The sequence below is a fragment of the Hymenobacter terrestris genome, from assembly GCF_013377905.1.
Taxonomy (GTDB): domain Bacteria; phylum Bacteroidota; class Bacteroidia; order Cytophagales; family Hymenobacteraceae; genus Hymenobacter; species Hymenobacter terrestris.
This window is the reverse complement of the sequence record NZ_JABKAV010000087.1, coordinates 1-11323: the sequence shown is the minus strand read 5'-3', so window position 1 is coordinate 11323 and position 11323 is coordinate 1. Positions and strand designations below refer to the sequence as shown.

The 11323-nt window shown below is 60.8% G+C and carries 10 protein-coding genes; 4 read left to right on the top strand and 6 right to left on the bottom strand.

The window, feature by feature from the left end:
* Positions 1-43 precede the first annotated feature (43 nt).
* The 3 genes from HW556_RS16930 to ispG all read right to left on the bottom strand — a co-directional run bounded on the left by HW556_RS16930 (position 44) and on the right by ispG (position 3373).
* Positions 44-709, bottom strand: a complete 666-nt coding sequence (locus HW556_RS16930) for a Rossmann-fold NAD(P)-binding domain-containing protein (protein ID WP_176901304.1) — start codon at positions 707-709, stop codon at positions 44-46.
* 33 nt (positions 710-742) lie between these two features.
* Positions 743-1186 (bottom strand): WapI family immunity protein, encoded by a 444-nt coding sequence (locus HW556_RS16925; RefSeq protein WP_176901303.1) that lies wholly within the window; start codon positions 1184-1186, stop codon positions 743-745.
* 126 nt (positions 1187-1312) lie between these two features.
* Positions 1313-3373, bottom strand: a complete 2061-nt coding sequence (ispG, locus tag HW556_RS16920) for a (E)-4-hydroxy-3-methylbut-2-enyl-diphosphate synthase (protein WP_176901302.1) — start codon at positions 3371-3373, stop codon at positions 1313-1315.
* A 184-nt stretch (positions 3374-3557) separates the two neighbouring features.
* Between ispG and HW556_RS16915 the strand changes: the two genes are divergently transcribed.
* Entirely contained in the window at positions 3558-4754 is a 1197-nt protein-coding gene (locus tag HW556_RS16915; protein ID WP_176901301.1) for a lactonase family protein, read from the top strand.
* A 54-nt stretch (positions 4755-4808) separates the two neighbouring features.
* Here HW556_RS16915 and HW556_RS16910 read toward each other — a convergent pair whose 3' ends face one another.
* Complete coding sequence (locus HW556_RS16910) at positions 4809-5465, bottom strand: NAD(P)H-binding protein (RefSeq protein WP_246289704.1); 657 nt, start codon at positions 5463-5465, stop codon at positions 4809-4811.
* A gap of 109 nt (positions 5466-5574) precedes the next feature.
* Positions 5575-6549, bottom strand: coding sequence for an NAD(P)H-quinone oxidoreductase (locus tag HW556_RS16905; RefSeq protein WP_176901300.1), 975 nt, complete (start codon positions 6547-6549; stop codon positions 5575-5577).
* A 140-nt stretch (positions 6550-6689) separates the two neighbouring features.
* On the opposite strand from HW556_RS16905, the gene HW556_RS16900 reads away from it, so the two are divergent.
* From HW556_RS16900 to HW556_RS16890, 3 genes are all read left to right on the top strand, one after another.
* Positions 6690-7232 (top strand): hypothetical protein, encoded by a 543-nt coding sequence (locus tag HW556_RS16900; protein WP_176901299.1) that lies wholly within the window; start codon positions 6690-6692, stop codon positions 7230-7232.
* 117 nt (positions 7233-7349) lie between these two features.
* Positions 7350-7673 (top strand): hypothetical protein, encoded by a 324-nt coding sequence (locus HW556_RS16895; protein ID WP_176901298.1) that lies wholly within the window; start codon positions 7350-7352, stop codon positions 7671-7673.
* A 166-nt stretch (positions 7674-7839) separates the two neighbouring features.
* A complete protein-coding gene (locus HW556_RS16890) occupies positions 7840-8262 on the top strand; it encodes an STAS/SEC14 domain-containing protein (protein ID WP_176901297.1) in 423 nt (140 codons plus the stop codon).
* A 574-nt stretch (positions 8263-8836) separates the two neighbouring features.
* Here the strand turns inward: HW556_RS16890 and HW556_RS16885 are convergent.
* A complete protein-coding gene (locus HW556_RS16885) occupies positions 8837-11026 on the bottom strand; it encodes a glutamine synthetase III family protein (RefSeq protein ID WP_176901296.1) in 2190 nt (729 codons plus the stop codon).
* Positions 11027-11323 lie beyond the last annotated feature (297 nt).

Here is an 11323-nt window from a genome sequence, read left to right as displayed (position 1 = left end):
GGCAAAACCCCCGCCCCTACGTCGTTCTTCGCGACTTGGGCTGTTATCCGTTGGCCAACGCCACCATATCGGGCACTTCCAGCACCGGCCGCGTATAGCCGCGCTGTGCTACGTGCAGCATAGCCTGCCCCAGTTCGGCCAGCGTAGAGGCGTAGCGGGGCGCCAGCCCCCGCACCACCGGATACAGCCAGCCCAGGTACTTGTAATAGGAAAGCACGTGCTGCTGGCCGGGCGTAGGCTTCAGAAAGCCAGGCCGGAACATGTAAGCCGCCCGAAATCCCAGCGCCAACAGCGCATTTTCGGTTTCGCCCTTCACGCGGGCCCACATCTGGCGGCCTTGCGCCGAAGAATCAGTACCCACGCCCGACACGTAGCAGAACGTGAGGTCGGGGCCGTTGCGGGCCAGCAGCGTTTGGGCGAAGTGCAGGGTGAGGTCGTATGTCAGGCGGCGGTACTCCGGCTCTTTCAGCCCCACCGACGACACGCCGAGGCAGAAGAAGCAGGCGTTGTAGCCCGTCAGCTGGTCGGCAATGGGCGCAAGGTCGAGGAAGTTCTCGTGCAGGATTTCCCGCAGCCGGGGGTGCGTGTGCCCGCTGGGGCGCCGGCTGATACTGAGCACCTGCTCCACATCGGGATTGTTCAGGCATTCCAGTAGCACGCCCTCCCCTACCATGCCGGTGGCCCCGGTCAAAATCACGCGTAGTTTCATGGAAGAGAGGACAGATGAGCGGCGCGGATGCTTTTAAGATTTGACACCTTTCATTCCGCCATATTTGGCTACAAGTCTCTTCATTTCAATAAGTGTAGCTTGTATGTAGCTTTGATCAGTTTGTATTTCAAACTGAAGCTTATTATCCGAAAGGTCTTGCTCTGAAAATGTACCGGCGACAATAACGTGTCCCAAGGAATTATAATGGGCTGTGAAATTCAAATGTTCCTCGTAAGACCGAAAACTTATTGCTCCGGCAACTTGCTCATTGGAGTCAGATAATTGACGATACAATTCAGAAAGCTCACCTGTGGATGTCCAAAATTCAGCATTCACAGAAAAGCCACCTGTCTGAATTTTTATAGCAGCACGAGCATCATATCCGCCCCAATGACAAGTCTCATCAGGGAAGCCATATACTTCAGTTAAGCTTATTGTTAGAAATGCGTCTATTCCTTGAATAGTAAAGTCTTCCATAAAAATTCAAGTAAACTAGCAAGTCATGCTGAGCTTGCCGAAGCATCTCTACTGTTAGTAACCCACTCGTTACAATGAAGCAGTAGAAATGCTTCGGCAAGCTCAGCATTACAAAAGTATTTGTCACTATACCCCCACCGGCTCCTCCAGAAACTCCTTTTCCACCCATCGGCCGTCCTCGCGCATGAGGTCGATGAGCTGGTCGACGGCCTGGGCTTCGGGCACCGACTTCTTGATGACTTCCTGGCCGCGGTAGAGCGCAATTTTCCCCTTGCCCACACCCACGTAGCCGTAGTCGGCGTCGGCCATTTCGCCGGGGCCGTTCACGATGCAGCCCATAATGCCGATTTTCACGCCCTTGAGGTGGTCGGTGCGCTGGCGAATCATGGCGGTGGTTTCCTGCAAATCGAACAGGGTGCGGCCGCAGCTGGGGCAGCTGATGTACTCGGTTTTGCTCATGCGCGTGCGGGCGGCCTGCAGGATGCCGAAGCTGAGCTGGTTGAGCTGGTCGAGCACCGTGAGCCACTCGGCTTTCGGGCGCTCGGGCAGCAGTTCGGTGCTCAGTACCACGCCGTCGCCGAGGCCGTCGAGCAGCAGGCCGCCCACGTCGGTGGCGGCGTAGAGCTGGGTTTGCTCGGGCGTGAGGGCCGGGTACTGGCGGTTGATGACCACCGGGTTAAGCACGTCGTGGTTCAGCAGCTCGAAGAACGCCCGGCGGATTTCGGGCATGGCGTGGGCGTTATCGGTGTAGAGAATGATAACGGCCGTGGTATCGTCGCGCAGCTGGGCCAGCGTGGGCGGCGTGAGCGAGGCCAGGTTCTGAAACACGAAGTTTAGGGCGGGGTGGCGGGCCCCGGCGGCGGCGTATTCGGCCGGCGTAAGCACGGGGTAGTGCTCGGGGCGCTGGCCGGCATCGAGCCAAGCGCTGTAGTCCACCATTTCGCGCAGGCCGTTGGGCAGCATAAACGGCACCGGCCGCTGGCCCGAGTACAGGTAGTCGGCCCCCAAATCACTCATCTGAAACTTGTCCAGAAAAGCCGAATACAGATGACCAGCGGCTCGCAAATCGGCGTACTCCAGCCCTGGCAGCCGTGCAAAATCCACCACCACCCGCGGCACGTTCAGCCCCCCGAAGTTCAGCACCTCGCGGGTTACCCGGCGGTGGTATTGGAACGGATTGATGGGGCTCTCTGAGCTGTTAGCTGTTGGCGGTTGGCTGTCAGCTTCGTTCAACGGAGAGCTATCAGCTAACAGCTTTGAGCTAACAGCTAAATCTGGAATATAATCTGCCTGCTCGGCGCGGTGGGTGTAGCGGTCAATCAAGGCTTTAGCTACCGGGGCTTCGGCTTCGGGGGCTTCAGTGAGCGAAACGCGCACAGTGTCGCCGAGGCCGTCTTCGAGGAGCGTGCCGATGCCTACGGCGCTTTTGATGCGGCCGTCTTCGGCCTCGCCAGCTTCGGTTACGCCCAGGTGCAGCGGGTAAGGCTGCAGGCCTTCGGCGTCGAGTTTCTGCACCAGCAGGCGGTAGGCCTGCACCATTACCTGGGTGTTGCTGGCCTTCATGCTCAGCACCACATCGTAGTAGTTCTCCTCCTCGCAGAGGCGCAAAAACTCCAGCGCCGACTCTACCATGCCCAGCGGCGTGTCGCCATAGCGGCTTAGTATCCTGTCTGACAATGAGCCGTGGTTGGTGCCGATGCGCATGGCCGTGCCGTACTGCTTACAGATCTGCACCAGCGGCCGGAACCGCTCGCGAATACGGTCTACCTCGGCCGCGTAGCTGGCATCGGTGTATTCGATGAGGTCGAATTTCTTCTTATCGGCGTAGTTGCCGGGGTTTACGCGCACTTTCTCCACAATGCGGGCGGCCAGTTCAGCGGCGTTGGGCGTGAAGTGGATGTCGGCAATCAGCGGCACAGTGCAGCCACGCTTGCGCAGCTCCTTCTTGATTTCGAGCAGGTTCTGGGCCTCCTTGGTACTGGGGGCCGTGATGCGCACGTACTCACAGCCGGCCTCCACCATGCGCAGCGTCTGTTCTACCGACCCCAGCGTGTCCATGGTGTCCACGGTGGTCATGCTCTGCACCCGGATCGGGTTGAGGCCACCCATGGGCAGGTCGCCAATCTTCACCTCGCGGCTTAGGCGGCGCTTATACTCGGTCAGGCTGGGGCAATACGTCTTGTTCATAGGAGGAAAACCGGGGGCCGCGGGCGAAAGTTGCGCGTTACGGCAAAGGTACGCGCTACCGGGCAGCGGCCAAGCGGGCGGCCGTGGCAGCAGGCGGGCGCAAACCCGCCGCGCCCTACGCCCCGCCCTCATGGAAGCAGGATACTTATCTTGACCGCCGTTCAGCATTTTTTCCGCTTGCCTTATGCGTTCTGCCGGTTTTTCCCGCCGTAATTTCCTGCAATTCATCGCCCTGGCGCTGGCTGGCTTACCGCTGCTGGCGGGCTGCGGCGCGGGGCGCCTGCCCGCCAGCTCCCCGCCCGACTACCTTATGTACGTGGGCACCTACGCTGAAGCAGAGGCCGAAAGCATTTTCCTCTACCGGGTAAGTAGCACGGGGGCGCTAACCCGGCTGCGAGCCGAAAAAGCCGGGCCCAACCCGTCGTTTCTCGCCCTCGACTCCCGCCACCAGTACCTGTACGCTGCCAACGAAGTGGGCCAGTTCGAAGGAGCAGCCAGCGGCTTCGTCAGTGCCTTTGGCATCAATCAGCAAACGGGCCAGCTGACGACTCTGGGGCGGCAGGCCTCGGGCGGGGCCGCCCCCTGCTACCTCAGCCTAAGCCCCGACAATCAAGTCGCGCTGGTTGCCAACTACACCGGCGGCAACGTGGCGTTGCTGCCTCTGGCCCCCAACGGGCAATTAAGTCCGGCCGCGGCTACCGCTGCGCACCAGGGCTCGGGCCCGAACCGGGAGCGGCAGGAAAAACCGCACGCCCACTGCATTGTGCCCGATCCGGCCGGCCAGTTCGCCTTCGCCGTTGATTTAGGCACCGATAAGGTGGTAGGCTACCGGCTCGATGTGACAAGGGACCAGTTGCAACCGTTGGCTACGCCGGCCTTTACTGCCCAACCCGGCGCGGGGCCCCGCCACCTCACCTTCCACCCCAACGGCCGCTGGGCCTACCTGGCCAACGAACTGACCTCGACCGTTACGGCCCTTCGCTACGATGCCACGGCCGGCACCTTCACCGAAGTCAATACGCTATCGGCGCTGCCGGCCGGTTTCGCCGCGCCCAACACCGCTGCCGATATTCATGTGGCACCCAACGGCCGGTTCGTGTACAGCTCCAACCGCGGCCACAACAGCCTGGCCGTGTTCGGGGTAGCCACCGAAGATGGCCGCCTGACCCTGCTGCAAACCATGAACACCCAGGGCCAGACGCCCCGCAACTTTGCCCTCAGCCCCGACGGCCGCCTGCTGCTGGTAGCCAACCAGAATTCCAACTCCCTCGTTTCGTTTCGCGTGGATGCCCAAACCGGCCTGCTCACGGCAACCGGCCATACGGCCACGGTGCCCAAGCCGGTTTCTCTGCAGATAGTGCCCAATTTCCTGGCCCGCTGATTGGCAGAAGCCGCAGCCGGGTGGCCGGCTTCTACACAGCTTTTGGGCGTGGATTTACGCCTTTCCTGCCCGAATGAATACTTCTTCCAACGTATCGGTCTGTACGCCGGGGGTTTCATCGAGAGCGGCCAGGCGCATGGCGCGGGCCACGGTGCGGCCATGGATAGGGCGGTAGCTGTGCAGTAGCGGCATCGCGCTGGCGGCCGTAGCCAGCCAGAGGCCCACTTTTTCGGCCGGCCGGGTTTCTGCCCGCGGCCCGGCCAGAATACCGGGCTGAATGATGCGAATACGATGGAAAGGCAGCCGTTTAATATCGCGCTCCAGCTCGCCTTTCATGCGGCTGTAGAACAGCAGCGCCTCGGCATCGGCCCAGGTCGTAGACACCAGTACGTAGGCCTGCACCCCGTTTTCGGCCGCCGCCTGAGCGGCCTGATACTGGTAGGTATAGTCGACCTGGTACTGGGCCTGCTGGCTGCCGGCCTGGGCCAACGTGGTACCCAGGCTCGAAAACAGCACGTCGCCCTGCAGCAGGTGATTCCAGGTGCGGGGCTGGTCGAAATCAACGGTATGCTCCTCCAGCCGCGGGTTCTGGTAGCCGGTGGGCCGGCGGGTGAAAACTTTGATGTGTTGCCACTGCTCATCGGCGAGCAGCTGCCGCAACAAGTAGTCGCCCACGAGGCCGGTGGCCCCAATCAGAAGTGCGGTATTCATAGGTAATTGGTGATTCAGAAATCGGAGGGCTCAACAAGCTCAACCGTAGCCTAGCAGAAGACTAACGGCAGCAAGACCCTTTTGTTGGTTGAAAGTTTCGGAAGCGCCGCTACTGCACCAGCAGCACGATTTTTCCGATGTGGCTGCTGCTCTCCATCAGCTGGTGGGCTTCCGCAGCCTCAGCCAGCGGAAAGGTGCGCTCGATAATGGGGAGCAGCCGGCCGGCCGCTACTACCGGCCACACATGGCGCTCCACCTCGCGGGCCAGCGCCGCCTTAAACTCGGCCGAACGGGGCCGCAGCGTACTGCCCGTAATGGTGAGGCGGCGGCGCATCAGGTCGAGGGCGTTGAATTCGGCTTTGGCCCCCTGCATGGCGTTGATAAACACCAGCCGGCCATCATCGCGCAGCAGGCGCAGGTTTTTGGGCGTGTAGTCGCCACCCACCATATCCAGAATCACATCGGCCCCGCCGGCGGCAGCTACCACGGTTTCAAAATCCTCTTCCTTGTAATTGATTACGGTATTAGCCCCGAGGCGGGCCACGGCGGCACACTTTTCGGCTGAGCCGGCTGTGGCCATTACCCGGCTGCCCAGGGCGTGGGCCAGCTGCACGGCCAGCACCCCAATGCCGCTGCTGCCACCGTGTACCAGCAGAGTTTCGCCGGGCAGCAGCCCGCCGCGCTGAAACACGTTGTGCCACACGGTAAAGGCCGTTTCGGGCAGGCTGGCGGCTTCCGTGAGGCTCAGGCCGGCCGGAATGGGCAAGCAGTGGCCGGCCTCCACCACCGCGTATTCGGCGTAGCCGCCCTGGCCCAGCAAAGCGCACACGGCGGTGCCGGGCTGCCATTGGGTTACGCCCGCACCGCATTCCTCCACGTGGCCGGCCACTTCGAGGCCCGGCACGAGGCCGACTACATCACCCGCACCGGCGTATTTGCCCTGGCGCATCAGCACATCAGGCCGGTTTACACCAGCAGCGGCCACGCGCAGCAGCACCTGGCCAGGGCCGGGCACGGGGCGCGGCCGGGTTTGCAGCGTTAGGCTTTCGGGCCCGCCGGCCTGTTTGATAACAATAGTGTTCATGGCAATAAAGTACAGGAGGGCCGGCAACCGTGGGCCGGGCAAAGCGTAAGCTGAACTTTACGCAGAAACCGCGCCTTTGGGTACCGCTGGGCTTGCTGAACCTGACGGCCCACCCAGCTAGCCGCTCTTCTAATCACCCTATGAAAAATCCGCTCCATCTCCCTCCGTTTCTGCGTGCGGCCGGGCAAACGGGCCGGCTGGCTGCCTGGCAAACCGGCCTGCTGTTCCGCAAAGCGGCCCGCTCGGCCCTCGATGCGGTGCAGGACGTGCTGCGGGCCGAAGTAGTGAAGGGCAACGGCGAGTTGGTACGCGACTTTCTGGTGGGCAAGGCGCTGCCGGTGGCCCGGGCACTGCTGCTCGAACGTATGGCTGCCCGGCTACTGCTGCGCCTAGGCCTGCGCGGGGCACTGGCGTCGAGTGTGGTAGGCTGGGTGCTGCCGCTGGTTATCGAGCAGCTGCTGAAAGTCGGCCGCAGCTCGGGCCTGTTCGAAAAAGTGGGCCAGCATGCCACCGTGCAGGACACGCTCCGGCGCCTCGATGAGCTGCGAACTGCCACTTGGAAACGCCTTGCGCCCGACCACGGCAGCAGCGTCGAAGTATTGCCCGACGACCACGAACTGCCCCCAAAAATTTCGGCCCGGACCGGCCTTAAACAGGCCGGCGAGGCGAATAATTCCTTGTAGTATTTTTATTTATTTTTTATCTTTTATGGGTCCTGACAGGAAATCCAACTCCTGAAACCGGTCCGTACGTTGGCCCGCATGAAAAAAGATACTACCCCGGAAGCGGGCCCAACAACCTTGCTTCCGCCCGCCTGCGCTGCGCTGCGCAACCTGTACCGTAGTGCGCGGCATCTGCCTTCTACCGACCCCTATACCCCTGCCCGTCTGGCCCGCATTGCCAACCAGGCCGAATACCTGCTGGACTCTTGGCCCGCCGCGCAATGGCCCGGGGCGCTACACTCGGGCCAGCCGTTGCCGGCCCGCGCCGTGCTGCTGGCCTGGGTAGCCACTGCCCGCCGCGACATCGACCACGCGGGTACTGCTGCCGGTATCAACTGGCCTTATCCGCAGTGGCACCGCATTACCACTACGCTACTGGCCGCTCTGGTCCCGTTTGCCTGAAGCAGCCGGACGGCGGCTGCCTTTCTGGCTGCCGGAACTGCATTTATTACTTCAGGCTAAGCATCAGCTACTAAGCGGCGGGGGTGGCAGGCTGTATTTGGCAGGCTGCTACTATTTCCGCATTTTTGGGTGGCTCACCCCATTCAGTGGTCCCGCTCTCCGCCCCATGATGCAAGAACTTACCAACGGCTTTGGCAAAATATACCTGACGATTGCCTACGAGCAAGCCAATGAGTGGGTGTACAATAATTGGGTGGGCTACCAAACCTACGCAGGTATAGTGGCCGGAGCCGATGCCTGCCTGGTTCCCCTGCGTACGCACAACTGCCCTTATCTGCTCAACGATAACCGCGAGGTTGTAGGCCCCTGGGACCATGCCGTTGAGTGGATTGTAACCGACTGGGCCCCGCGCGCCCTGGCCCAGGGCCTTACGCACTTCGCCCACGTTGTCAGCCCCGAGGCGCTGGCGGCTATTTCGGCTGAGGCCATGCACATGGGCTTTGGCGGCCGGCTCGAAATGAAGATGTTCGGCGACATAGACGAGGCCAAAGCCTGGCTGCGGCAAGCACAACGGGGGGTGGCGGTGTAGCCGCAGTAACAGCACCACTTCCGGGCCACTTTATGCTGGCCCTGTTCCCTCTTTCGCCCTATATCCCTGTAACCCAGAAACCTCCTCAACCAGCCGCTGAGCCAACCCGTCTGGCCGCTGGAAAGCCGTTGGACTTGCAGCGTTTAATAAGGTGCCGACGGGCAACTCTGGAACAGCTTATTGATTCTGATAGAAGCTTTTAGCTGACGGTTGCAGCCAGTTCGCTGCACTTCCGCGACATTCGCGACGGTTATTCCTGGGGCAGTCACAGCTACATCCACACCGGCAGACAACTCCGTTCCGGCCGAAATCAGGCCACGATTGTAAAGCTGATGAATGACGCGCTGGGCTCACGTGGCTAAGAATGCCGCCAACCAGCGCTTCAATACTTTTTATCAAGCGGCAGAAGAGCATTACAGCCGCTAAATGGCAGCCCGCGCCTTTTGCATAACGCTGCCTTCCCTCCCTGGTTTGCCCCCATAAAAAAAAGCCGCATCCCCCGGATGCGGCCTTTCTAAGATCGGGGCGCGGAGAAAAATTCCCACCCAACTCCGGCCCGACTCTGACCCTGGCGCTAGTGCAGGAACAACAGTTCGCGGTACTTTACCAGGGGCCAGTCCTCATCGTCCACCATCAATTCCAGCTTGTCTACCGAGCGGCGGATGGTGTCGAAATGCACTTTCACGGTGTCGCAGTAGGCCAGGGCCTGCTCGCGGGTACCGTCGATTTTGTTGGCCACTTTACGGGCGTTCACCATCTCCTCTACCTGGGTTTTAATGGTGGCTACGTGGCGCGAGATGGACTTGATGGTATCGAGCGTGCCGTTGGTGTATTCGTCGTCGAGGCCTAGCTCGCGCAGGCCGCGCACGTTGTTTACCAGCTTGGTTTGGTAGGCCAGCGCCGTTGGCACAATGTGGTTGATGGCCAAATCGCCCATCACCCGGCCTTCAATCTGAATTTTCTTCACGTAGTCTTCCAGCACAATCTCGTGGCGGGCGTGCAGCTCGACGGGCGAGTAGATGCGGTGACGCTCAAACAGGGCAGCCGACTCGGGCGTAACGATGGCATCGAGAGCCTGGGGCGTAGTGGGCACGTTGCTTAGGCCGCGGGCCGCAGCTTCCTCCTTCCACTCGTCGGAGTAGCCGTTACCCTCAAAGCGGATGGCCTTGGAGCTGATAACGTACTCGCGCAGCACTTCCACAATGGCCACTTCCTTCTTGCGGCCATCAGCAATCAGCTGGTCAACCGAGTTCTTGAAGTCGATGAGCTGATCGGCCACGATGGTGTTGAGCGTGGTAACGGCCGACGAGCTGTTGGCCGACGAGCCCACGGCCCGGAACTCAAACTTGTTGCCGGTGAAGGCGAAAGGCGAGGTGCGGTTGCGGTCGGTGTTGTCGAGCAGAATGGCCGGAATCTTATCAATGCCGAGCTTGAGGTAGATGTTGTCACCCTTGTCGAGCGGCACCTTGGCCGTGCGCTCCAGCTCGTTCATCACCGAATCGAGCATCGAGCCCACAAACACCGACATGATGGCCGGCGGAGCCTCATTGGCGCCCAGGCGGTGGTCGTTGCTGGCCGAGGCAATGCTGGCGCGCAGCAAATCGGCGTGGCGGTGCACGGCTTTGATGGTGGTGATAAAGAAGGTGAGAAACTGCAGGTTTTCCTTGGGCCGGCGGCCGGGCGAAAGCAGGTTAACACCGGTATCGGTGCTCAGGGCCCAGTTGTTGTGCTTACCCGAGCCGTTCACACCGGCAAACGGCTTCTCATGGAGCAGCACTTTAAAGTCGTGCTTGTCGGCCACGCGGGCCATCACGTCCATCAGCAGCTGGTTGTGGTCGACGGCCAGGTTAGCGTCTTCGAAAGTGGGGGCGCACTCGAACTGGTGCGGGGCCACCTCGTTGTGGCGGGTGCGCAGCGGAATGCCGAGCTTGTTGGCTTCCTCCTCGTAGTCGAGCATGTAGGCGTGCACCCGGGCCGGTATCGAGCCAAAGTAGTGGTCGTCGAGCTGCTGGCCTTTAGCCGGCGAGTGTCCGAACAGGGTCCGGCCGGTCATCATCAGGTCGGGCCGGGCGGCATAAAGGGCCTTATCAACCAGAAAATACTCCTGCTCGATACCCAGCGTCGTCGTAACGCGGACTATGTCCTTGTCGAAGTAATGGCACACGTCGAGGGCGGCCTTTTCGAGTACGGCCAGCGACTTAAGCAGCGGGGCTTTGTAGTCGAGCGCCTCGCCGGTGTAGGCCACGAAAATGGTGGGGATGCACAGGGTTTTGGCCCCACCGGTTTCGATGATAAAAGCGGGCGAAGTGGGGTCCCAGGCCGTGTAGCCGCGGGCTTCAAAGGTGTTGCGGATACCGCCGTTGGGGAAACTGGAAGCATCGGGCTCCTGCTGCACCAGGGCCGAACCCTTGAAGTTTTCAACCGGCCGGCCGTCGGAGTTGAGGTCGAAGAACGAGTCGTGCTTCTCGGCCGTGGCACCCGTCAGGGGCTGGAACCAGTGGGTGTAGTGGGTGGCGCCCTTGGCCATGGCCCAGGTTTTCATGGCCGAAGCCACGGCGTCGGCCACGTTGCGCTCCACGGGGTTACCCTGCTTCACGGCGGCCTGGAGCTTTTTGAAATACTCGCCAGGCATGGTCGCCCGCATGGCGTCGAGGTTGAAGACGTTTTTGCCGAAGCTGTCGGAACGCCGCTCTCCGGTGTTCACGACGGCCAGTGGCTGGCGTTGGGTAACTTGCTCAAGAGCTTTAAAGCGGAGAATGGCCATTAGGGAAACGAATTACGCGGAAGAAGATCTGAGAGTGTAGTGCTTATAAGTAGGGACAAATATACGACCCAAGTATAAAAAATATCACACCCCCCCCCTTATTTTACACCCCTATTTTCGATATAATTCCTCTTTTACCAGCCGAACCCCATAGTTTCATACCCCTTACAATCCATATACATGTATTGTAGAGAGAGTACGTAACAGCACGATGTAAGGGCGGGGGTTTGCCCCGCCCCCCCGTTTAAAGGGTTTTTTGAAGACATCTTTTCTCCCCAAGCGCCACGCGCCGCCCGG

Coding starts and splice junctions, on each gene's coding strand:
- HW556_RS16930 (WP_176901304.1), bottom strand. CDS start 709: ATGAAACTACGCGTGATTTTGACCGGGGCCACCGGCATGGTAGGGGAG.
- HW556_RS16925 (WP_176901303.1), bottom strand. CDS start 1,186: ATGGAAGACTTTACTATTCAAGGAATAGACGCATTTCTAACAATAAGC.
- ispG (WP_176901302.1), bottom strand. CDS start 3,373: ATGAACAAGACGTATTGCCCCAGCCTGACCGAGTATAAGCGCCGCCTA.
- HW556_RS16915 (WP_176901301.1), top strand. CDS start 3,558: ATGCGTTCTGCCGGTTTTTCCCGCCGTAATTTCCTGCAATTCATCGCC.
- HW556_RS16910 (WP_246289704.1), bottom strand. CDS start 5,465: ATGAATACCGCACTTCTGATTGGGGCCACCGGCCTCGTGGGCGACTAC.
- HW556_RS16905 (WP_176901300.1), bottom strand. CDS start 6,549: ATGAACACTATTGTTATCAAACAGGCCGGCGGGCCCGAAAGCCTAACG.
- HW556_RS16900 (WP_176901299.1), top strand. CDS start 6,690: ATGAAAAATCCGCTCCATCTCCCTCCGTTTCTGCGTGCGGCCGGGCAA.
- HW556_RS16890 (WP_176901297.1), top strand. CDS start 7,840: ATGATGCAAGAACTTACCAACGGCTTTGGCAAAATATACCTGACGATT.
- HW556_RS16885 (WP_176901296.1), bottom strand. CDS start 11,026: ATGGCCATTCTCCGCTTTAAAGCTCTTGAGCAAGTTACCCAACGCCAG.